This window comes from Sphingomonas sp. ID0503 (assembly GCF_048565625.1).
GTDB lineage: Bacteria > Pseudomonadota > Alphaproteobacteria > Sphingomonadales > Sphingomonadaceae > JBLZUR01.
Genome location: NZ_JBLZUR010000002.1, coordinates 851,216 through 872,344, shown reverse-complemented (window position 1 = coordinate 872,344; position 21,129 = coordinate 851,216). Strand labels below are relative to the sequence as shown.

The following is a 21,129-nucleotide window of genomic DNA, read 5'->3' as shown; positions in this document are numbered from 1 at the left end:
GATACGCGTCAGGCGGCTTCCTGTGCCTCGCTCGGCACCGGACGCTTGTCGAACACCTCGTCGATCAGGCCGAACGCCTTCGCCTCGTCCGCCTCGAGGAACTTGTCGCGGTCCATCGCCTTCTCGATCACTTCGATCGGTTGGCCCGTGTACTGCGAATAGAGGCTGTTCATCCGGTGACGGATGCGGAGGATTTCCTTCGCCTGGATCTCGATGTCGGACGCCATGCCCTGCGCGCCGCCGGACGGCTGGTGAATCATGATCCGCGCGTTGGTGGTGGCGTAGCGCATGCCCTTCTCACCGGCGGCGAGCAGGAAGCTGCCCATCGACGCGGCCTGCCCGATGCAGAGCGTGCCGACGCGCGGGCGGATGTACTGCATGGTATCGTGGATCGCCATGCCCGCCGTGACGACGCCGCCCGGCGAGTTGATGTACATGAAGATGTCCTTCTTCGGGTTCTCGGACTCGAGGAAGAGAAGCTGGGCGCAGACCAGCGAGGCCATGTGATCCTCGACCGGGCCGGTGATGAACACGATCCGCTCACGCAACAGCCGGGAATAGATGTCGAAGCTCCGCTCGCCGCGGTTCGACTGCTCGATGACGATTGGGACGAGGCCGTTGACGATATCGGCGTGGTCTTGGCTCATGGGGTGGTTCTATCCTTCTGCCCTAACCCGTCCAACATCGGCGCTTGGGGAGGGCAGTTCAAGAGCCTTGGACCGGCGCGTCCGATGAGGGCGGCGATGCCGGCAAGGCAAGATAGGCGAGACGCCGCACCTCGCGCCGGCCGCGCACCACGGTGTCGAGGATCAGGCCGCAGAAGAAGCAGAGAAAGGCGATGATCGTCACGCCGGTGGCGAGAAGCGCGGTGGGCATCCGTGGCACCAGCCCGGTCTCGACATAGGTCACCGCAAGAGGAATCGAGATCAGCACCGCCAGCAGGAGCAGCAGCGTGCCGATGGCGCCGAAGAACAGCACCGGCCGCTCCATCCTGAGGAGCGTCAGGATCGTCGTCAGAATGCGCCACCCATCGCGATAGGTGGAAAGCTTGGACGCCGATCCCTCAGGCCGCGCCGCATAGGCGGTCTCGACCTCCCCCACCGGCACGCGCAGTTCGAGGGCGTGAACGCTGATCTCCGTTTCGATCTCGAAGCCGAGCGACAGCGCCGGAAAGCTCTTCACGAACCGGCGGGAGAACACGCGATAGCCGGACAGGATGTCGGTGAAGCTGCGCCCGAACAGCTTGGCCAGCATGCCGGTCAGCATCCGATTGCCCAGCCGATGCCCGCGTCTGTAGGCCGCCTGCACCTCCGAGCGCCGGGCGCCCACCACCATGTCGAGATGCTCGTCGATCAGCTGCGCCACCAGCAACGGCGCCGCCGCCGCGTCGTATGTCGCATCGCCGTCCGCCATTACATAGATGTCGGCCTCCACATCCGCGAACATGCGCCGGACGACATGGCCCTTGCCCTGCGCCCGCTCGCGCCTGACCACCGCACCCGCAGCGCGCGCGACCTCTATCGTGCGGTCAGTACTGTTGTTGTCGTAGACGTAGATCGTCGCGCCCGGCAGAGACGCACGAAAGGCGGCGACCGTCGCTCCGATCGCCGCCTCTTCGTTATAGCATGGCAGGAGGACGGCGACCCGCAGATCGGCCGCCCCCACCCGTCCGATCATTCGGCCGCAGCGGCCTTCTTCGCGCGCGGCTTCTTGGCGGGCGCCTCGGCTGCCTCGTCACCTTCCGCCGCCGGTTCGGCCGCCTTCTTGGCGCGGGTCTTCTTCGGCGCAGGCTCGGCCGACGCCTCTTCACCGACCGGCTCGTCGCTCACAGCCTCGCCATCAACGTCGGCGGCTTTCGCCTTCTTCGCGGCAGGCTTCTTCTTGGCCGGCGCGTGATCGTGGTCATGGTCGTGGTGATCATGGCCGCAGTCCGGACCGTGGACATGACCGCCATCGGCCTTGACGTCCAGATCCGCCTCGATCGCCGCTTCCAGTTCCTCACGGGTGACGGTGCGGTCGGTGATCTCCGCCTTGCCGAACAGGAAGTCGACGACCTTGTCCTCATAGAGTGGCGCGCGCAGCTGGGCGGCGGCCATCGGCTCGTTCTGAACGTACTGGACGAAACGCTCGCGATCGGCCGGCGCGTACTGCTGCGCGGCCTGCGCGATTAGGCGCTGCATCTCCTGACCGGAGACCTCGACGCCGTTCGCCTGGCCGATCTCGGACAGGAGGAGGCCCAGGCGCACGCGGCGCTCGGCGATCTTCAGATAATCCTCGCGGTCCTTCTCCAGATCGGCCTTCGCCGCCTCCGGATCTTCCTCGTGACCAGCTTCATGCTCCAGCTGCTGCCAGATCTGCTGGAACTCGGCCTCCACCATCGACGGCGGCACGTCGAAGCTGTGCGCCTCGGCCAGCTGGTCGAGCAGCTTGCGCTTCATGTGCGTGCGGGTCAGGCCGTTCAGTTCCTGCTCGACCTGCCCCTTGAACAGGCCGCGCAGCTGCTCCAGGCTTTCGAGGCCCAGCGACTTGGCGAAGTCGTCGTCGGCGACGCCCTCCTTGGCGACCTTCACTTCCTTGATCTTCAGGTTGAAGGTCGCGGGCTTGCCGGCCAGGTTCTTGGCACCGTAATCCTCGGGAAAGGTGACCGAGATCGTCTTCTCGTCGCCAACCTTCACGCCGACCAGCTGGTCCTCGAAGCCGGGGATCAGGCGGCCAGAGCCGATCTCGACCGACATGTCCTCGCCAGTGCCGCCCTCGAAGGCGACGCCCTCCGACTTCCCCGCGAAATCCATGATCACCAGGTCGCCGGTCTCGGCCGCACGCTCGGGATCGCTGTCGCCATAGCTCTTCTGCTGCTGGACGAGGCGGTTGACCTGCTCGTCCACCGCGCTCTCATCCGCCTCGACCTGCAGGCGCTCCAGCTTCAGCCCTTCGATCGAAGGCGTCGCGATCTCCGGCAGCACTTCCAGCGAGACGGACAGCTCGGCATCCTTGCCCTCGTCATAGGACGAAAGCTCGACCGCCGGCTGCATCGCCGGGCGCAGCTTCTTCTCGGCGAGGAGGTTCTGGACGCCCTCCTGGATCGCCTTGTTCAGCGCGTCCTGGCGGAGGGCGGGGCCGTGCATCTTGCGGACGAGGTTCGCGGGCACCTTGCCGGGGCGGAAGCCGGGCATGCGAATCTGCGGGGCGGCCGCCTTGACCTCGGCCTCGATCCGCTGCTCGATGTCGGCGGCCGGGATGGTCAGCGAGTAGGCGCGCTTCAGGCCCTCGTTCAACGTCTCTACGGTCTGCATTTAGCCCAAGCCTTCTGTTCTGGAATCGCGTTTACGGCCCCTCGGGGCCTATAGCGGAAGCTGGTGCGGGCGAAGGGACTCGAACCCCCACATCTTGCGATGGCAGGACCTAAACCTGCTGCGTCTACCAGTTCCGCCACGCCCGCTCGGACCGTCGGTCGGCCGCGTCTATAGCAGCGATGGCTTGGAGGGCAAGGCGGGAGCGCATCGGGGCTCAGGGTGCTACGAGCAGCGCCTCTTCCTCCAACGGTCGGCTGCTCTCGGGCTTCGCCTGGATGCGGCGGACGCGGGGCAGGAACCACTGTTCCACCAGATACCAGCTCGCCACGCCTGCAAGGACCGAAAGAACCAGGCTTAGAACGACGAAGGCGGGAAACGGGATCGTGCCTTTCAGGCTCGCAACCAGCATCTGCTGGATCGGGAAGGCGTAGAGATACGCACCATAGCTGAAGTCGCCATAACGTGCCGCATGCGGCAGCCGGCAGGTCGGGTGAAACCCCAGATAGAAGATCGCGTAGGCCAAGAGCGGCGGGATCAGCAGCCGCAGCACCAATATCGCATAAGGATCTCGCGGAAGAACATGCGCCAGCAGGATCGCGGCTGTCGATCCACCTGCCAGCAGCCAGCCGTTGCGGGGCAACCGCTCGCCATGGATGAACACCGCCGTCCCCAGCAGGAACGACGGCAGGACGATGAACCAGAAGTACGGATAGCCGATCACGGCGTCGATCCAGTATCCCCCAGGCGTCACGTGGATCCAGTCGAGCCATGACCTCACAAGCATCACCACCCCCGCGATGGTCACCGCCACGAAGGGGCGCTTCAGCCATCCCAGCAGGCCAAGCGCGATAACGCCCAGATAGCACCAGAACTCGTATGGAATGCTCCAAAGGCTGCCGTTCACCGGTCCGCCTCCAAAGGCGTCGGACGAAACGATGTAGTTTTTCAGGAGCAGATTGGACGTAAGGCCGACCAACTCCTCGCCTGTAACCATGCCGAAGGGGCGGGACGAGTACGCTGGCACGACCACCAGCGAGCAGATCAGCACCGCTGCGAGGTAGCCGGGATAGATCCGGCTCACCCGCTTGCGCAGATAGGACAGCACCGACCGGGACGATACATAGCTCCGGGCGATCAGGAAGCCGCTGATCGTGAAGAACCCCAGCACGCCGAGATTGCCGGCGTTGTAGACCCCGCCGAGCAGAAGGGAGATCCACTCCCCGTCCTCGCTGCCATGCCAGAGCGCAAAGGCGTGCGACCACACGACCGCCAGGGCGAGGCCGAGCCGCATCGCATCGAAACTGTTGTGCCTGAGATCCGACCGATCGGCCGGAACCACGGATAAACGCATCGCCTTGCCCCCGAAGCGATGGCCTAACCGAAACGGCAAGGTCCCGCTACGTCGAAGGACCGGCTTACTGGGCCAGCGGGACCGAGCTGTTGCCGGCCGAAGTCGACAGCGGATCCTTGACGGGCGGGGCCTGCGGGGCGGGCGCCTGCGCCGGGGTGCGCGGCGTCGCCAGCGTCGTGTCGATCTCGCTGGACCCGCGTGTCACGGTGGCGAGCGCGGCGAGGCCGATGCTCATCAGCACGAACAGCCCGGCCAGGATAGTGGTCGCCCGCGTCAGGAAATCGGCCGCACCGCGCGCCGACATCAGGCCCGACGGGCTGCCGCCCATCCCCAGCCCGCCGCCTTCCGACCGCTGCATCAAGATGACCGCGACAAGCGCCGCCGCGATGATGGCGTGGACGACAAGGAGGAAGGTGAACATGGGCGCGCGCGATCTTGGCTGATAGGGAAGGCGCGCGATGTAGACGAGCGGGGCGAAGGGTTCAACCGCTCAGGAAACCGCAGCCGCCGCCTCGATGATCGGCACGAAGTCCGCCGCCTTGAGGCTCGCGCCGCCGACCAGCGCGCCGTCCACGTCCTTCACCGCCAGCAGTTGCGCCGCGTTCGACGGCTTCACCGAACCGCCGTAGAGGATGCGCACGCCGTTGCCCTTCTCGCCCAACAGGTCGACCAGGGTCGCGCGGATCCGCGCGTGCATCTCCGCCACGTCATCCACCGTCGGGGTGCGGCCAGTGCCGATCGCCCAGATCGGCTCATAGGCGACGGTCACGACCGCCCCATCCGCGTCGGCCGGAACCGAGGCGCGCACCTGTGCGGAGACGACCGCCTCCGCCTCGCCCGCCAGGCGCTGCGCCTCGCTCTCGCCGACGCAGACGATCGCGGTCAGTCCTGCGGCGATCACCGCCTTCGCCTTCGCCTGCACGTCGGCATCACTCTCGCACTGCGCGTCGCGCCGCTCGCTATGGCCGACGATGACGAGGCGCGCGCCCGCTTCCTTCACCATCACGGCGGAGACGTTGCCGGTGTGCGCGCCGGTCTCGTTGAAGTGGCAGTCCTGCGCGCCGATCAGTAGATCGGGCTGCAGTTCCGCCGCATGGTGGATCAGCGTGAAGGGCGGGCAGATCGCGACATCGACGCTCGTATTCGCCTTGGCGGCGGCGGCAATGCCGTCCAGCTCGGCCAGCGCATCGCGGCTGCCGAACATCTTCCAGTTTCCCGCGACCAGTTTCCGCAGCGCCATCATGTTCCCCTGTTGATTGCCGGGTGCCGGTAGCAGGCCCCCCGCCCCGCCTCAACTACCCGCCTCAACCGCCCCGCTTGCTGACTTCGCCCCCCCGCCCTATGGCGAACGCTTCTAGCCAAGCTGCCCCCGGGACCGACCATGCTCGCCTTCTTCCGCCGCGCCCTGTCCTCCTGGGTGGTGCTCGGCATCCTCGGCCTCGTGATGATCGCCTTCGTGGTCACCGGCGTGAACGGCCCGACCGGGTTTGAGGGCGGCGGCCAGGCGGACGGCGCCACGCTCGCCAAGGTCGGCGGAACCCGGATCGGCAGCGCCGACGCCATGCGTATCATCCAGAACCAGGTCGAGGCGCTGAAGGAGCAGGATCCGAGCCTGACCGTCACCGCCTTCGTGGCGCAGGGCGGCGTCGAGCGGACGGTCGATCAGATGATCGCCGCCGCCGCCGTCGCGGAGTTCGCCCGCGACCAGGGGCTTGAGGCGAGCAAGCGCCTGATCGACGGCCAGATCGCCGGCATGCCCGCATTCGCCGGGCCAACCGGCAAGTTCGACCAGGCGACCTTCGAGGCGCTCCTCGCCCGGCAGCGCATCCCGGAAAAGCTGCTGCGCCGCGATCTCGGCAACGAGCTTCTCTCCCGCATGGTGCTGGCCCCGGTCGGCGCCGCCAGCGACATGCCGGCGAGCGTCGCGGCGGCCTATGCCGGCCTTCTTCTGGAAACCCGCAGCGGGCAGATCGGCACCGTGCCGGCCGCCGCCTTTCGCGGCGGCGCGACGCCGACCGATCGTGAGCTGATCGCCTTTCACCGCGACAACATCCTCCGCTACACCGTGCCGGAACGCCGCGTGCTGCGTTACGCCACGATCGGGCAGGAACAGGTCGCCGCCCGCGCGACCCCCACCGAGGCCGAGATCGCCGCCGCCTACAAGGCCGGTGGCGACAAATACGCCTCGCGCGAGGTCCGCACCCTGTCGCAGGTCGTGCTGCCGAGCGAGAGCGCCGCCAAGGCCTTCGCGGTGCGGGTCTCCGGGGGCATGAGCTTCGACGCTGCCTCCTGGCAGCTCGGCTACAAGGACCAGGACCGCCGCATCGGCGAGCAGACCCGGGCGCAGCTCGCCGGCCTGATCTCCCCAGCCGCCGCCAGCGCCGCCTTTTCCGCCACCAAGGGCGCGACGGTCGGCCCGATCAAGTCGGACTTCGGCTGGCACGTCATCCACATCGACGCGATCCGCAGCGAGCCGGGCAAGACCCTCGCCGAGGCCCGGCCCGAGCTGATCGCCGAACTGACCAAGCAGAAGACGCAGGACACCTTGTCCGGCATCGTCGCCGCGGTCGAGGATGCGATCGCCGACGGGCAGAACTTCGACGACATCGTCAAGGCAAACGGCCTGGCCGTCGCACAGACGCCGCCGCTCCTGCCGAACGCCACCGCGCCGGATCAGCCGGCCTATGCCGCCCCGGCGGATGTCGCCCCGCTGCTCCGGGACGCCTTCGCCACCGGCCCGGACGAGGATCCGGTCGTCACCACCATTGCCGAGAACCAGCGCTACGCCCTCCTCACTGTGCCGCAGATCGTTCCTGCCGCTCCCCGCCCGCTGAAGGACATCAGCCAGCAGGTCGCCGCCGATCTGATCGCCAAGCGCGCGCAGGATCGCGCCCGCGCCGCCGCGCAGGCGATCGCGACGAAGGTCGGCAAGGGCATGCCGCTCGCCCAGGCACTCGCCCAGGCCGGTGTCCCCCTCCCCGCGCCGCAGCCGGCGCGCGCCCGCCGCTACGACATCGGGCGTCAGGGTGCGCAGGTGCCCCCCGCCCTCGTCACCCTGTTCAGCATGGCGAAGGGCACCGCTCGCGCCGAGGCCGCGCCGGACGGCTCGGGCTGGCTGGTCGTCAAGCTCGACACAATCGACAAGGGCGACCTCGCGACCGTCCCGGGCCTCGCCGTGCAGGTCCGTCGCGAACTCTCCCCCGCCGCCGGGCAGGAATATTCCCAGGCCTTCGCCAAGGCGGCGGAGGATCTGGTGGGTGCCAGCCGTGACGACAAGGCGGTCGGCCGCTTCAAGGCGCAGCTGAGCGGCGCTGCGGCCGGCCAGTGAGCGATCGCGATGCCGACGCCCGGCGCGCATTGAAGCAGGGCCGCACCGCCTTCATCTGGCGCCGACAGGTCGCGGATCTGGAGACACCGGTCTCCGCCGCGCTGAAGCTGATCGATCCCGAACGCGGCGACTTCCTCCTCGAATCGGTCGAGGGCGGTGCGATCCGGGGTCGCTACTCGCTGATCGGCCTCGATCCCGACCTCGTCTTCCGCGCGCACGGCCGGACGGCGGAGATCAACCGTGCGTGGCGGACGGACCGCGACGCCTTCACGCCAGCGGAAGGCGATCCGCTCGCTGCCCTGCGCGCGCTTTCCGCCGAATGTCGCGGCGACATGCCGGAAGGGCTGCCCGCCCTCGCCTGCCTCGTCGGTTTCTTCGCCTATGAGACGATCGGCCTTGTCGAGAAGCTGGACCGGCCCGCGCCCAACCCGCTCGACCTGCCCGACATGATGTTCGTGCGTCCCACGGTGATCCTGATCTTCGACCGGCTGGCGGACGAACTTCACCTCGTCGCACCGATCTGGGCGGGCACCGCCGATCCCGACCGCGCCATCGCCACCGCGATCGAGCGGATCGAGGCCGCCGCCGCGCGCCTCGCCGGGCCGGTGCCTTCTCAGCGCGCGACATCGGGTGACCTCGCGGCCGATCCCGAACCGGCGATGCCCGAGGCGCGCTATCTGGACATGGTCGCCAGGGCCAAGGACTACATCGCTGCCGGCGACATCTTCCAGGTCGTCCTCGCCCAGCGCTTCAGCACCCCCTTCGGGCTGCCGCCGGTCGACCTCTACCGCGCGCTGCGCCGCATCAACCCCTCGCCTTTCCTCTACTATCTCGACATGCCCGGCTTCGCGCTGATCGGCTCCTCGCCCGAAATCCTGGTGCGGGCGCGGCATGGCGAGGTGACGATCCGCCCGATCGCCGGCACCCGCCCGCGTGGAAAGACGGCCATCGAGGATGCCGAGAACAAGGCCAGCCTCCTTGCCGATCCGAAGGAACTGGCCGAGCATCTCATGCTCCTCGACCTTGGCCGCAACGATGTCGGCCGCGTGGCGGAGGCGGGCAGCGTGACCGTGACCGAGAGCTTCACCGTCGAACTCTACAGCCATGTCATGCACATCGTCTCGAACGTGGTCGGCCGGCTCGATCCCGCCAAGGACGCGCTCGACGCCCTCTTCGCCGGCTTCCCCGCCGGCACCGTGTCGGGCGCCCCGAAAGTCCGCGCCTGCGAGATCATCGCCGAGCTGGAGCCGGAGACGCGTGGTGCCTATGCCGGCGGCGTCGGCTATTTCTCCCCTGACGGATCGATGGACTCGTGCATCGTGCTCCGGACGGCGGTGGTGAAGGACGGCGTCATGCACGTCCAGGCGGGCGCCGGAATCGTCGCGGACTCCGATCCGCTGTCCGAGCATCGCGAGTGCCAGGCCAAGTCCCGGGCCCTGTTCGCCGCCGCTGCCGAAGCGAAAATTCGCGCGATTGAGCCGAAATTCGGTCAATGAATATTTAACTTTATACCTGCAACACAGCCGTAACAAACGCGCGGCGTCGATCGTGCGAACGGAGAGGCGGTTCTCTTCAGGGAACACGGGCGATGCAGGACGATCTACTCAAGCTGTTCTACGAAGTAACGCGTATCACCGAGGACAAGGTCGGTCGCATCGATGGCGTGATGCGGCAGGCGGGCGTGCTCGCCCTGAACGCGCGGCTCGAAGCGGCGCGAGCGGGCACGGCCGGCACCGCCTTTTCGGTCGTGGCGCAGGAGATGTCCGCCATCGCGCAGGAGATTCGCGGCATCGGCAGCGAACTGCGGGATGCGATCGCCGGCAACGTCGCGCTCCTGGAAACCGCCGGCGCGGAAATGGTGCTCGACTTCCGGGGCGAACGCTATGCCGACCTCGCCCGCTCCGCCGTCGAGATCATCGACCGCAACCTGTACGAGCGCTCCTGCGACGTCCGCTGGTGGGCCACCGACAGCGCGGTGGTGAACGCGGCGGAGGAGGCGACGCCCGAAAGCTGCGCCCATGCCTCCGACCGGCTGGCGACGATCCTGCGCTCCTATACCGTCTACCTCGATCTCTGGGTCGCCGACCGCAACGGTCGTGTCATCGCGACCGGCCGCCCCGATCGCTACCGCCATGCCATCGGCATGGATGTGTCCTCTTCCGAGTGGTTCCGCCGCGCGATGGCGCTCGATTCCGGCGACGACTTCCACGTCTGCGACATCGGGACGGAGGCTGCGCTCGATGGCGCGGCGGTTGCCACATACTCCACCGCCGTCCGTCAGGGTGGCGACACTCATGGCGAGCGCATCGGCGCGCTGGGCATCTTCTTCGACTGGGCGCCGCAAGCCCGCGCGGTTCTCGCCGGCATCGGCCTCTCGCGCGAGGAGCGGGAGGATGCGCGCCTGTTGATCCTTGATCGTTCGATGAAGGTCATCGCCGCCTCCGACGATCGCGGCTTCCTCACCGAGACCTTCGGCCTCGAGACGGCGGACTGCAGGCGCGGCCACTATCGAAACGGCGATCGTCTCGTCGCCTTCGCGGAAACGCCAGGCTACGAAACCTACAAGGGCCTCGGCTGGATCGGCTGTATCGAGAGCCGCTCCACACAGACCAACGCGCCACAACTCCGCGCCGCCGCGTGAACTCGGCACGGCCATGCAACGAAAGTCGTTATCAACCTGGAACAAACCCTAATCGGGACTTAGCCAGTTTCCGTCATTGAAGTCCCGCACCCAAACCAAGGGACTTCGTGATGCTCAAGTTCTTCGCCCCGCGTACCCTCACGCCCTTGGATGGGCGTGCCTGTAGACGTCGAGCAGATGGGCGGCATCCACCGCCGTGTAGATCTGCGTCGAACTCAGACTGGCATGGCCGAGCAGCTCCTGCAGCGATCGCAGGTCCACGCCCCGGCCGAGCAGATGCGTGGCGTAGCTGTGCCGCAGCGCGTGGGGCGTCGCCCGCGCGTCGAGGTCCAGGCGCGTCCGCGCCGCCTGTACCGCCCGCCGCACCAGCGCGGGCGACAGCGGGCCACCCTTCGCCCCGCGAAACAGCGGTGCGTCCTTGCCGAGCGGATAGGGACACAGCCCGACATAGCGCTCGATCGCCTCGCGCACGGGCGCGAGCAGCGGCACGATCCGCGTCTTGTCCCGCTTGCCCGTTACCCGGATCGTCGCACCCAGCGGCAACACTGCGCCGGTCAGCCGCAGCGCCTCGCCGATGCGCAGGCCCCCGCCGTAGAGCAGCAGCAGCACCGCCTCGTCCCGCGCGCCGATCCAAGGGGCCGACGCGCTCTCCTCGACATCCTCCACCATCGCGGCGATGCGATCGGGCGCGATCGGGCGCGGCACGCCCTTTTTGACGCGCGGCCCCCGCATACGAGGTGCCGCCTCCCCGCTCGCAAAGGCGAGGAAGCCCTTCACCGCCGACAATTCCCGCGCGGCGGACGCGTTGCCGAGACCCTCAGCCCTCCGCAGCGCCAGGAACGCGCGCAGATCGGCGACACCAACCTTCGCGAGGTCAACCGCGTCTACCCGCTTGCCAAGATGCTGTCCGAGGAAGCGCACCAGTCGATGCGCGGTTGCGCCATAAGCCCGCACGGTATGCGCCGACCTCCGCCGATCCACCGCAAGATGCCGTTCCCAGTCCGCGACGATGGCGGAGGCCGGGTGAACCAGATCGTCTAAGCCGTCAGCCACCGCCCGATCATGCGCGAAATCGACGCGCCGAGGAAGATCAGCAGTTCGGATCCCGCCCGGTTCTCGAACCCCTGCGCCCGGCGCTGGCCGAGCAGCAGCACGCCGATCGCCTGCCCGTTCTCATCCTCCAGCCGGACCAGGGCCTCGGCGGCAATCAGGTCGGCGGCCGGGCCGAACAACGGATGACCGCGCCCGACATTGCGCAGGATCACCGGATCGATGCGGGTGACGACATGGGCGAGCAGGTCGGGATCGAAGGCGTGATGCCCCCCGGCATCGGCGCGGAGCGCGCTGCCGCCCGAGACAAGCCCGATCGCCACTGCATCAAGGCCCAGCGTGTCCGGCCAGACCTGCGTCACGATATGGATCAGGTGCTCCAGATCCTCCGCGCCCATCGCCTCCAGCACGGCGCCATGGATCGCCGACACCGCCCCGGAATGGCCGCGCGCGAAGGCGAGCAGATCGCGGTTGACCTCTTCCACCGCCGCCACCCGGGCGCGCAGGCTGGCCATCGCATGTGGCCCGAAGTCGATCACCGTCGCCATGCAAGGCAAGCTAACCCGCTTTGGTTAACATTGCATGGATTCGTTGTGACGGGGGCCCCTGGCTACAGGATCGATTGCCCCGTCTTCTCCCAATCCGCGGCAAAGCCGGCGAGGCCCTTGTCGGTCAGCGGATGGTTGAGCAGCATCTTGATGACGGCCGGCGGCGCGGTCATCACGTCCGCGCCGATCTTCGCCGCTTCCAGCACATGGATAGGGTGGCGGACCGACGCGACCAGGATCTCCGTCCCGAAGGCGTAATTGTCGTAGATCGTGCGGATGTCGGCGATCAGGTTCATGCCGTCGCTGCCGATATCGTCCCAGCGGCCGACGAAGGGGGAGATGAACGCCGCACCCGCCTTCGCCGCCAGCAGCGCCTGATTGGCGGAGAAGCAGAGCGTCACGTTGACCAAAGTGCCGTCGTCCGACAGCGCCTTGCAGGTCTTGAGGCCATCCAGCGTCAGCGGCACCTTGATCGCGACATTGTCGGCGATCTTCCGCAGCACCTCGGCCTCCTTCATCATCGTCGCGTGATCCATCGCGACCACCTCGGCCGAGACCGGGCCGTGGGTCAGCTTGCAGATCTCCGCGACGACATCGACGAACCTTTTGCCGGATTTGGCGATCAGCGACGGGTTGGTGGTGACCCCGTCCAGAAGGCCGCTCTCGGCCAACTCGGCGATGTCGTTGGTGTCGGCGGTGTCGACGAAGAACTTCATGGCTGCGAATCCCGTGGAGGTTTGGCGGCTCCCCTAGTCGCTCCGACCCCGACCGTCACCCCTCAGCCGGGACGTGGCGTGACGATGCTGCTCGCCCGGGTGGATTGCCGCCCCCGGCGCCCCCACCTATCGGGCACCTGTGCGCACCCTCATCTTCCTCGCCCTTCTCCTTTCCGCCACCGCCGCTGACGCCGCCCCCGGCTGCCGCGTGGTCAACACGCTGCCCGCCTTCGCCCGCTTCTCCGCCGCGACCCGCACGTTCACCCCCGACCAGCGCGCCGACCTGTTCGTGCGCGACTTGGCACCGCGCCTCTCCGCCTATTACCTCGTCGGCGGCATCACGCGCCCGGAGGAACTCCGCGAACCCGCGCGCCTCTTCTTCGCGGGCGGTGCGGCGCAGCCCGGCCTCCGCCCCTTCGATCCCGCCGCCTTCGCCGTGATGCAGCGGCTGATCGGCCGGGATTTCGCCGGAATGCAGCGCCGCTTCCTCGCCGCCTTCCCGGATTTCCGCTGCACCTCCGACATCGTCTTCGGCGTCTCGCTTGGCCGGTTCGACGGCGCGATGATTCCCGGGCCAAGCCGCAGCACCCTGCTCTTCGGCGTCGACGTCATCTCCCGCCTTCAGAGCGAGCGAACGCTGCCGGTGCTGATCCACCACGAGATGTTCCACCTCTACCACCGCCAGCTTCAGCCCGCCGCCTTCGCCAGGGATCCGCTGCCGGTCTGGTGGGGCGCATGGTCGGAGGGTCTCGCCGCCTACGCCTCGGGCCGGCTCAACCCCGGCGTGCCGGCGGCGGCCTTGTTCGGCACCCCGCCCGATCTGCCCGAGCGGATCGCCGCCCGCCGGGCGGAGACGGCAGGGCTCGTCCTCGACAATCTCGATGCCACGGGCGAGACCTACGCCAAGCTCTTCACCGCCAACGACAGCTTTCCCGGCTATCCGCCCCGCGCGGGCTACTGGTTCGGCTACCGCCTCGCCGTCGAACTCGGCCGCACCCGTTCCGTCACGGAACTCGCTCTCTTGCCCCCGGAGGACGTGCGCACCAGTCTCGAGGAGCTTCTGAGGCAGGAAAGCCGCGCGCCATGATCGGCGACCCCGTGCTTCTCGATCGGCGCCGCGTCCGCGTCCTCACCCTCAACGCCGCGCTGGGGCCGCTCGACTACCGCGTGCCGCAGGACATGGCGGTGGAGGCAGGCTCGATCGTCCTCGCCCCCCTCGGCCCCCGCCAGCTAGCCGGCGTGGTGTGGGAGGCGGATCGCCTGCCGTCAGAGGAGGTCGGCGACAACCGCCTCCGCCCGCTCCTTGGCGCGTACAACCTGCCCCCGCTCAAGCCCGCGCTCCGCCGCCTCATCGAGTGGACCGCCGACTATTACATGGCCCCGCCCGCCGCCGTCCTGCGCATGGCGCTCGCCTCAGCCAGCGCGCTCGACGGCGCGCGCTCGGTCACCGAATACCGTCCCACCGGCGTCATCCCCCCGCGCATGACGCCGCAGCGGCAGCAGGCGCTCGACCGCCTCGCAGGGCGTCAGGGCCTCGTCCGCGAACTCGCCGCCATTGCCGACGTGTCGGACGCCGTCATCCGCGGCCTCGTCAACGCCGGCGCGATCGAGGCGGTGGAGGTCACGATCGACAACACCTACCCCCTCCCCGACCCGGCCTTCGACCAGCCCGCGCTTAGCGCCGAACAGGGTCAGGTCGCCGCCACCCTCCGCGCCGCCGTCGCCGCTCGCAGCTTCCAGCCCTTCCTCCTCGACGGCGTGACCGGTTCCGGCAAGACCGAGGTCTATTTCGAGGCGGTGGCAGAGGCGCTCGCCGCCGGCCGCCAGACCCTCGTCCTCCTGCCGGAGATCGCGCTCACCGAACCCTTCCTCAAGCGGTTCGAGGCGCGGTTCGGCTGCGCGCCCGTCGCCTGGCATTCGGACCTGCGCAGCTCCCAGCGCCGCCGCGCCTGGCGCGCGATCGTGCGTGGCGAGGCCAAGGTCGTCGTCGGTGCCCGCTCCTCGCTGTTCCTGCCCTATGCCGATCTCGGCCTGATCGTCGTCGATGAGGCGCATGAAAGCAGCTTCAAGCAGGAGGACGGCGTCCTCTACCACGCCCGCGACACGGCGGTGATGCGCGCCCGGTTCGAGGAGATCCCCGTCATCCTCGCCTCCGCCACTCCCGCCATCGAGACCCGCCAGCAGGTGACGCTCGGCCATTACAAGGAACTGAAGCTCCCCGCCCGCTTCGGCGGCGCGCAGATGCCCGATATCGCCGCGATCGACATGCTGCAGGATCCGCCCCAGCGCGGACGCTGGCTCGCCCCCGCCCTCGTCAAGGCGCTGACCGAGACGCTGGAGCGCAAGGAACAGGCGCTCCTCTTCCTGAACCGACGCGGCTACGCCCCGCTCACCCTGTGTCGGACCTGTGGCCATCGCTTCCAATGCCCGAACTGCACCGCCTGGATGGTCGAGCACCGGCTGACGGCGCGGCTCGCCTGCCACCATTGCGGCCATGGCATCCCGCCGCCGCCCGCCTGCCCCGAATGCGGCGAGGCGGAGAGCCTGGTCGCCTGCGGCCCCGGCGTCGAGCGCATCGCCGACGAGGTGACCGCCTTGTTCCCGGAGGCACGCACCGCGATCGTCACCTCGGACACCCTCTGGTCGCCTGCGCGCACCGCCGAGTTCGTCAACCGGATGGAGGCGGGCGAGATCGACATCGTGATCGGCACGCAACTGGTGACCAAGGGCTATCACTTCCCGAACCTCACGCTCGTCGGCGTGGTCGATGCCGATCTCGGCCTGTCCGGCGGTGACCTTCGCGCGGCCGAGCGCTCCTATCAGCAGATCGCCCAGGTCGCCGGCCGGGCCGGGCGCGCCGCCAAGCCCGGCCGCGTCCTCGTCCAGACGCGAGAGCCGAACGCGCCCGTCATCCGCGCACTGGTCGGCGGGGACGCGGACGGCTTCTACGCGGCGGAGACGGAGGCCCGGCGCATGGCCGCCGCCCCGCCATTCGGCCGCTTCGCCGGCATCATCATCTCGTCGGAAGACGGCGATCGCGCCCGGCGCATGGCGGAGGCGATCGGGCGGGCAGCGCCCAGCCAGGAGGGGATCAGCGTCTTCGGCCCCGCCCCCGCCCCGCTTGGCATGTTGCGCGGCCGCCATCGCCACCGCCTGCTCGTCCACGCGCGGCGGAGCGCGGGGACGCAGGAGTTCATCCGGACCTGGTTGGACCTGGTAGCTCCCGATCCCAAGGTCCGAATCGCGGTGGACGTCGATCCCTACAACTTCCTCTGAAACGCCTATTCGATCGGGGGCTCTGGCGTCGCAGCATGCGGTTCCTTTCGGGACTGCATCAAACTGGCACAAATTGAGGTTAAATCTCGTAAATCGGATCGATTTTTTGGCGGCTCGCCGTTTCCGCCGCGTTGCGGAAGCTCGTTTCGGATGGTAGTTGCGATTTTGTTAACGATGCCTGACCGGTATCGGCTTGGCCCTCCGGATCGTCCGGGTGGCGAGACTTCAAGACCGCTCAGGGCGGGGAGGCGACGATGAAGCATGTACTTATCGCTGCGATGTTCGCGGTTTCTGCGATTGCCGCGCCTGCGTCGGCGGCAACCTATCTGACTTTCAATGGCACGACGGGGACGTTCGGCAACAACCTCGTTGCCTCGCCGACCTTCTCCGACACCTTCAACGTCGGAAATTTTCCGGCTTTCTCGATCCCGAACGGGTATTTGGTCAGCCTGACGATCAGCTCCTCCTATGCGGGCCCTGAAGCCGGTGGTCCGGGCGACATCGATTTCACGTCGGTGACCTTCAACGGGGCGGACTTCACCAAGGTCGGTGAGGGCAAGTACGAATTCCGGACGTTCGACGGCGCTGCCGCGCTGGCCAATACCCTGCTGGTTGCAGGCACCTCCGGTAACGCCGCCAGCTATTCTGGGACGATCGACGTCACCGCCGCCGTTCCTGAGGCTGCGACTTGGGCGATGCTCGTGACCGGCTTCGGCCTGGGCGGCATGCAGCTGCGTCGCCGGCGTTCGCAGGTCGCTGTTGCGATCTGACGGTTAACCCAAGGGGGGTTCGAAGAGGGCCGTGGTCTTCGGACCACGGCCCTTTTTATTGCGCGGTGCCAGCTTTCTCCTGCGCCAGCAGGGCGCGCTTGATCCCTTCACCCCAGGCATAGCCGCCCATCCCGCCATCGGCGCGCACCGCCCGATGACAGGGGATCAGCACGGCGACCGGGTTGGACCCGCAGGCGGTCCCTGCCGCGCGCACCGCGCGGGCGTTTCCGGCCGCCGCCGCCAGCGCGGCATAGCTGCGCGTCTCCCCGGGGGGATCGCCGCCAGCGCCTGCCAGATCGCGGTCTGGAACGCCGTGCCCGCGATGTCGAGCGGGAGGTCGCCGCGCAACTCCGGCCGCTCGACCGCAGCCACCGCCTGCTCCAGCAAGCCGCCGAGCCCATCCCGATCCTCGATGATGTCGGCAGCGGGAAAGCGCCCGCGCAACCGAGCGGCATCCTCCTCGAAGGCCAGGCGGCAGATCCCACGCGATGTCGCCGCCACCAGGATCGTCCCGAACGTCGTCTCCGCGACCGACCAGCGGATCGTCACCCCGCGTCCGCCCGCACGCCAGGCCGATGGTGTCATGCCCAGTCGGTCCGGCACCTCCGCATAGAAGCGGGAGGGTGCGGCGAACCCGCCCTCGTAGATCGCGTCCGTCACCGCCGCGCCGCCACCCAGCGCATCCTCGGTTCGCTGCGCCCGCACGGTGCGCGCGAAGGCAGCCGGGGTCACACCCATCGCGCGTCGGAAAAGGCGGTGGAAATGATGCGGCGCATAGCCGGCCGCCTCGGCCATCTCGGCCAGCGACGGCGGCTCCTCCGCGCCCTCGATCAGCTTTACCGCCCGCGCGATCCCCGCTTCGTCGCGCGCAATCTCGTCCGGGCGGCACCGCAGACACGCCCGCAGCCCGGCCCCCCGCGCCGCCGCGCCATCGGCATGGAACACGACGTTCCGCCTTGCGGGATGCCGCGCGGCGCATGACGGACGGCAATAGATCCCCGTACTCAGCACGCCCGTGACGAAGCGGCCGTCGAACGCCCGGTCGCGCCGCAGCACGGCCGCCCAGGCCTCCTCCGCATCGATGCTTATCGTGTTCATGGCCGCAGGATGCCGCAACATGCGGTTGGCCGCATCCCGCCGCTTGCCTTTAAAAAAGCGCGGGCATCAGATCTGCGCCGACAGCACCGCACGCAGGCCGGGATCCGACGGCTCATAGTCGATCGTCGCTCGCAGCGTCGCCGCCATCGCGCCGATCAGCTTCGATCCGAGCCCCGTGCCCGTACTCACCGGCGACTGGCCGAGGCCGCAGCCATCATCCTCCACGACCACGCGGAAAGCGCCGTCGCTCTCGCTCAGGGCGACACGCACCTCGCCCGGCGCATCGGCGGCATAGGCGTATTTGCAGGCGTTGGTGACCAGTTCGGTGACGATGATTCCCACCGCCACCGCCTTGTCCGTCGCAAGCTTCAGCGGGTTGGCGCTCAGCCGGATCTCGCGCGGCGCGGCGGGCGTGGACCAGGTGTCGCCCAGTTCCTGCACCAGCGCCTGGAGGTAGTCCGACATGTCCACCGCCTCCACCGAGTCCGAGGTGTAGAGCCTCTTGTGAACCTGCGAGATCGCCGCGACCCGCCGCTGGGTATCGGCCAGCACCGCCTTCGCGCCGGCATCGGTCACCTCGCGCGCCTGCATGTGGATGAAGGCGGAGACGAGCTGCAGACTGTTGGCGACGCGGTGGTTCACCTCGCTCAGCAGGGTCTGCAGCCGTTCGTTGCTCTCGCGCAGCTGCGCCTCGACCGCCTCCTTGGCGGCGCGCAGGTGGACGCTTTCCAGCGCCTGCTCGATCGCACGGATCAGCAGGTCGAAATAGTCCTCGGTCGCGGATTTCACGACATAGTCGATGGCACCCGCCTTCAGCGCCGCGATGGCGAGCCGCCCCTCTTCCGAGCCCGTCACGTAGATGACGGGCGGCGGCGCCGGCAGCGTCTTCAGCTCGGCCAGCGTCTGCAGGCCGTCGAGGCCGGGCATGTAATGATCCACGGCGACCAGATCGAACGCCGTCTCGCGCGCAAGCGCGATGCCCTCCGCGCCGCTCCCCGCCAATGTCACCGCATAGCCGGCGCGCCCCAGCGCCCGCCGCGTCAACCGCCGCAGTCCGTCATCATCGTCGATGTAGAGGATCGAGGTTGCGGCGGCGCCGGTCATCAGTCCTCGACGTCCGGCACCTGGATCACCGAGAGGAACAGGCCGAGCTGACGGATCGCGTCGGCAAAGCTCTCATAGTTCACCGGCTTGGTGATGTAGACGTTGCAGCCGAGATCGTAGCAGCGCTGGATCTCCAGCTTGTCGTCGGTGGTGGTCAGCACGACGACCGGCGCGCGCTTCAGCGGGCTCCCCTCCGCCTTGATCTTGGCGAGGATGTCCGTCCCGCTCATGTCCGGCAGGTTGAGGTCGAGGAGGATCAGCGCAGGGCCGTTCTTCGCCGGCCCCTTGGGGTCGTCGTACAGGAACTGCAGCGCCGTATTGCCGTCCAGGAAGTGGTGGATGTGGTTGGAGATGCCCGCGCGGCGGATGTTCTTCTCGATCAGGCGCGCATGGCCCTCGTCGTCCTCGACCATCACGATGTTGACGGGTTGCTGGTTCGTCATGACTTGTCCCCCCTGCCTTCTGAATAGGCGATCGGCAGATTGACCGTGAATGTGGAGCCGCGGCCCAGCTCCGATTCCAGCCCGATGGTGCCCCCTAGCCGATAAGCGAGCGCACGAACATGGGCGAGGCCGATGCCCTCGCCCTGCTGATCCTGAATGCCGGATCGGCGGAACAGGTCGAACACGCGGTCATGGTCGCGCGCCTCGATGCCCCGGCCGTTATCGCTGACGGACAGCAGGATGCGGCCGTGCCGCGTCTCGCAACCGATCCCGATCTCGCCGGGCCGGCCGGGTTGCAGGTACTTCACCGCATTCTCGACCAGGTTGGACAGGATCTGCTCCAGCGCCAGCCGGTCGGTGACGATCTGCGGCATCTGCTCCTGGATGGTGACGGTGATGCCGTTCTCGTCGATGCGGTGGCGCAGATTGTCGATCACGCTCCGCGCCAGTTCGTCCAGGTAGAGCGCCTCCGGCGCGATCGTCCGCCGCCCCTCCCGCGACAGGCGCAGGATCGCGTTGATCAGGCGGTCCATCTTCTGGGTCGATGTGCGGATGAAGCTGATCGATTCCGGCAGGTCCTCCGCCACCGCCAGCCGCGCATCCTCGCTGACGATCTCGGGCGCGACCTCCTCGGCCTTCTCGATCATCGCCCGCAGCGGCTTGATCGAAGCGTCGAGTTCGGCGGTAAAGCCCATCACGTTCACCAGCGGCGATCGGAGATCGTGGGAGACGATATAGGCGAAACGCTGGATTTCGTCATTCGCCCGCTGCAGGTCGAGGGTGCGGACCTGCACCGCCGCCTCCAAATTCTCGTTCAGGTCGCGCAACGCGTTGCGGGAAACGGACAGCGCGCGGGTATAGCGCCGAATGATGAAGACGGACGCGATGCCGATACCGGCGATCAGGGCGAGCACGAGCGCAACCACGGCGTAGAACACGGTGACGCTCATGCGCTGCGCCGCATCCCGCTCGCGAAGCAGGCCGCGTTCCGCGTCAAGCATCCGGAGTGCCGTCATCTCAAGCGCCGCAGCAGCAGCCATGCGCTTCGCCTCGTCCACCGAGGCACGAGACGCACCCACGCGCATGGAGCCGCGGAAAAGCCGGTCCAGCTCGCTCGCCTGCCGGTCCAGCAACTGGACGTCACGTTGGTGCCTGGGGTTGTCGGCCGTCAGCTGGCGGATGCGCTCGATCCCGGCCTCCAGCCGGGCGTGGGCAGCCTCATAGGCGCTCTCCTCCGGCAGGGACATGCGGAGCAACAGGCCGCGCCGGGCGCTGCGCATCTGTTCGAGCGCGAGGCGAAGGTCGGAAACCTGCCGCTCGACCTCATAGGTGTGGTTGATCCACTCCACCTGATCCTGGCTGCGGATCATCACCAGCATCGAGGCAAGGCCCGCGATCAACAGCGCGGCAAAGCCGACGCCCAAGAGGCTCAGCACATTGCGGTCGAAACGCCGCTCGGCGATTTGTTCGGCGTTCTCGACGGGGGCCACAGCGCCGCCCTACTAGGAGGA

The 21,129-nt window shown here is 68.1% G+C and carries 18 protein-coding genes, 1 tRNA gene and 1 pseudogene; 6 read left to right on the top strand and 14 right to left on the bottom strand.

Annotation, left to right across the window (positions count from 1 at the left end; all coding sequences use genetic code 11):
• Nucleotides 1-8 precede the first annotated feature (8 nt).
• From clpP to tpiA, 7 genes are all read right to left on the bottom strand, one after another.
• A complete protein-coding gene (gene clpP, locus ACM608_RS05165; protein ID WP_419682191.1) occupies nt 9-647 on the bottom strand; it encodes an ATP-dependent Clp endopeptidase proteolytic subunit ClpP in 639 nt (212 codons plus the stop codon).
• Nucleotides 648-705: 58 nt separating this feature from the next.
• Entirely contained in the window at nt 706-1,677 is a 972-nt protein-coding gene (locus ACM608_RS05160; protein WP_419682190.1) for a glycosyltransferase family 2 protein, read from the bottom strand.
• Nucleotides 1,674-3,293: a trigger factor gene (gene tig, locus ACM608_RS05155; RefSeq protein ID WP_419682189.1), complete on the bottom strand. Its 1,620-nt coding sequence runs from the start codon at nt 3,291-3,293 to the stop codon at nt 1,674-1,676. The genes ACM608_RS05160 and tig overlap by 4 nt, the downstream gene beginning before the upstream one ends.
• Before the next feature lie 61 nt (nt 3,294-3,354).
• Nucleotides 3,355-3,439 (bottom strand) — tRNA-Leu (locus tag ACM608_RS05150).
• Between the two features lie 68 nt (nt 3,440-3,507).
• The gene (locus ACM608_RS05145) at nt 3,508-4,644 is read right to left on the bottom strand and encodes an acyltransferase family protein (RefSeq protein ID WP_419682188.1); all 1,137 of its coding nucleotides are present in this window, start codon (nt 4,642-4,644) and stop codon (nt 3,508-3,510) included.
• 64 nt (nt 4,645-4,708) lie between these two features.
• A complete protein-coding gene (gene secG, locus ACM608_RS05140; RefSeq protein ID WP_419682187.1) occupies nt 4,709-5,065 on the bottom strand; it encodes a preprotein translocase subunit SecG in 357 nt (118 codons plus the stop codon).
• 69 nt (nt 5,066-5,134) lie between these two features.
• The gene (tpiA, locus tag ACM608_RS05135; RefSeq protein WP_419682186.1) at nt 5,135-5,884 is read right to left on the bottom strand and encodes a triose-phosphate isomerase; all 750 of its coding nucleotides are present in this window, start codon (nt 5,882-5,884) and stop codon (nt 5,135-5,137) included.
• A gap of 141 nt (nt 5,885-6,025) precedes the next feature.
• Here tpiA and ACM608_RS05130 point away from each other — a divergent pair, with 141 nt between their 5' ends.
• The 3 genes from ACM608_RS05130 to ACM608_RS05120 all read left to right on the top strand — a co-directional run bounded on the left by ACM608_RS05130 (nt 6,026) and on the right by ACM608_RS05120 (nt 10,613).
• Nucleotides 6,026-7,972 (top strand): SurA N-terminal domain-containing protein, encoded by a 1,947-nt coding sequence (locus ACM608_RS05130; RefSeq protein ID WP_419682185.1) that lies wholly within the window; start codon nt 6,026-6,028, stop codon nt 7,970-7,972.
• Nucleotides 7,969-9,468, top strand: a complete 1,500-nt coding sequence (trpE, locus tag ACM608_RS05125) for an anthranilate synthase component I (RefSeq protein ID WP_419682184.1) — start codon at nt 7,969-7,971, stop codon at nt 9,466-9,468. Before ACM608_RS05130 ends, trpE begins: the two co-directional genes overlap by 4 nt.
• A gap of 92 nt (nt 9,469-9,560) precedes the next feature.
• Nucleotides 9,561-10,613: a methyl-accepting chemotaxis protein gene (locus ACM608_RS05120; RefSeq protein WP_419682183.1), complete on the top strand. Its 1,053-nt coding sequence runs from the start codon at nt 9,561-9,563 to the stop codon at nt 10,611-10,613.
• Between the two features lie 138 nt (nt 10,614-10,751).
• Here ACM608_RS05120 and ACM608_RS05115 read toward each other — a convergent pair whose 3' ends face one another.
• The 3 genes from ACM608_RS05115 to fsa form a co-directional block, all read right to left on the bottom strand.
• Entirely contained in the window at nt 10,752-11,666 is a 915-nt protein-coding gene (locus tag ACM608_RS05115) for a tyrosine recombinase XerC (RefSeq protein WP_419682182.1), read from the bottom strand.
• Nucleotides 11,651-12,211, bottom strand: a complete 561-nt coding sequence (locus ACM608_RS05110) for a DUF484 family protein (protein WP_419682181.1) — start codon at nt 12,209-12,211, stop codon at nt 11,651-11,653. Before ACM608_RS05110 ends, ACM608_RS05115 begins: the two co-directional genes overlap by 16 nt.
• Before the next feature lie 62 nt (nt 12,212-12,273).
• Nucleotides 12,274-12,927, bottom strand: coding sequence for a fructose-6-phosphate aldolase (fsa, locus tag ACM608_RS05105; protein ID WP_419682180.1), 654 nt, complete (start codon nt 12,925-12,927; stop codon nt 12,274-12,276).
• A gap of 139 nt (nt 12,928-13,066) precedes the next feature.
• Here fsa and ACM608_RS05100 point away from each other — a divergent pair, with 139 nt between their 5' ends.
• The 3 genes from ACM608_RS05100 (at nt 13,067) to ACM608_RS05090 (ending at nt 16,973) form a co-directional block, all read left to right on the top strand.
• Nucleotides 13,067-14,014: a hypothetical protein gene (locus ACM608_RS05100; protein WP_419682179.1), complete on the top strand. Its 948-nt coding sequence runs from the start codon at nt 13,067-13,069 to the stop codon at nt 14,012-14,014.
• Nucleotides 14,011-16,203: a primosomal protein N' gene (locus ACM608_RS05095; protein ID WP_419682178.1), complete on the top strand. Its 2,193-nt coding sequence runs from the start codon at nt 14,011-14,013 to the stop codon at nt 16,201-16,203. Before ACM608_RS05100 ends, ACM608_RS05095 begins: the two co-directional genes overlap by 4 nt.
• 254 nt (nt 16,204-16,457) lie before the next feature.
• On the top strand, nt 16,458-16,973 hold the full coding sequence (locus ACM608_RS05090) for an FxDxF family PEP-CTERM protein (RefSeq protein WP_419682177.1): 516 nt from the start codon (nt 16,458-16,460) through the stop codon (nt 16,971-16,973).
• Between the two features lie 55 nt (nt 16,974-17,028).
• Here ACM608_RS05090 and ACM608_RS05085 read toward each other — a convergent pair.
• From ACM608_RS05085 to ACM608_RS05070, 4 genes and pseudogenes are all read right to left on the bottom strand, one after another.
• Nucleotides 17,029-18,071: pseudogene (locus ACM608_RS05085) on the bottom strand (bifunctional transcriptional activator/DNA repair enzyme AdaA).
• Nucleotides 18,072-18,137: 66 nt separating this feature from the next.
• Complete coding sequence (locus tag ACM608_RS05080; RefSeq protein WP_419682176.1) at nt 18,138-19,175, bottom strand: sensor histidine kinase; 1,038 nt, start codon at nt 19,173-19,175, stop codon at nt 18,138-18,140.
• The gene (locus ACM608_RS05075; protein ID WP_419682175.1) at nt 19,175-19,618 is read right to left on the bottom strand and encodes a response regulator; all 444 of its coding nucleotides are present in this window, start codon (nt 19,616-19,618) and stop codon (nt 19,175-19,177) included. The genes ACM608_RS05080 and ACM608_RS05075 overlap by 1 nt, the downstream gene beginning before the upstream one ends.
• Nucleotides 19,615-21,108 carry a sensor histidine kinase gene (locus ACM608_RS05070; RefSeq protein ID WP_419682174.1) on the bottom strand — a complete coding sequence of 498 codons (1,494 nt, stop codon included), beginning with the start codon at nt 21,106-21,108 and terminating at the stop codon, nt 19,615-19,617. Before ACM608_RS05070 ends, ACM608_RS05075 begins: the two co-directional genes overlap by 4 nt.
• Nucleotides 21,109-21,129: the final 21 nt, after the last annotated feature.

What these genes read in the sequence shown, in the direction of transcription:
- tpiA (WP_419682186.1), bottom strand. Translation starts at nt 5,884, where the DNA reads ATGGCGCTGCGGAAACTGGTCGCGGGAAACTGGAAGATGTTCGGCAGC.
- ACM608_RS05120 (WP_419682183.1), top strand. Translation starts at nt 9,561, where the DNA reads ATGCAGGACGATCTACTCAAGCTGTTCTACGAAGTAACGCGTATCACC.
- fsa (WP_419682180.1), bottom strand. Translation starts at nt 12,927, where the DNA reads ATGAAGTTCTTCGTCGACACCGCCGACACCAACGACATCGCCGAGTTG.
- ACM608_RS05110 (WP_419682181.1), bottom strand. Translation starts at nt 12,211, where the DNA reads ATGGCGACGGTGATCGACTTCGGGCCACATGCGATGGCCAGCCTGCGC.
- ACM608_RS05075 (WP_419682175.1), bottom strand. Translation starts at nt 19,618, where the DNA reads ATGACGAACCAGCAACCCGTCAACATCGTGATGGTCGAGGACGACGAG.
- secG (WP_419682187.1), bottom strand. Translation starts at nt 5,065, where the DNA reads ATGTTCACCTTCCTCCTTGTCGTCCACGCCATCATCGCGGCGGCGCTT.
- ACM608_RS05080 (WP_419682176.1), bottom strand. Translation starts at nt 19,175, where the DNA reads ATGACCGGCGCCGCCGCAACCTCGATCCTCTACATCGACGATGATGAC.
- clpP (WP_419682191.1), bottom strand. Translation starts at nt 647, where the DNA reads ATGAGCCAAGACCACGCCGATATCGTCAACGGCCTCGTCCCAATCGTC.
- ACM608_RS05160 (WP_419682190.1), bottom strand. Translation starts at nt 1,677, where the DNA reads ATGATCGGACGGGTGGGGGCGGCCGATCTGCGGGTCGCCGTCCTCCTG.
- ACM608_RS05130 (WP_419682185.1), top strand. Translation starts at nt 6,026, where the DNA reads ATGCTCGCCTTCTTCCGCCGCGCCCTGTCCTCCTGGGTGGTGCTCGGC.
- ACM608_RS05090 (WP_419682177.1), top strand. Translation starts at nt 16,458, where the DNA reads ATGAAGCATGTACTTATCGCTGCGATGTTCGCGGTTTCTGCGATTGCC.
- tig (WP_419682189.1), bottom strand. Translation starts at nt 3,293, where the DNA reads ATGCAGACCGTAGAGACGTTGAACGAGGGCCTGAAGCGCGCCTACTCG.
- ACM608_RS05095 (WP_419682178.1), top strand. Translation starts at nt 14,011, where the DNA reads ATGATCGGCGACCCCGTGCTTCTCGATCGGCGCCGCGTCCGCGTCCTC.
- ACM608_RS05145 (WP_419682188.1), bottom strand. Translation starts at nt 4,644, where the DNA reads ATGCGTTTATCCGTGGTTCCGGCCGATCGGTCGGATCTCAGGCACAAC.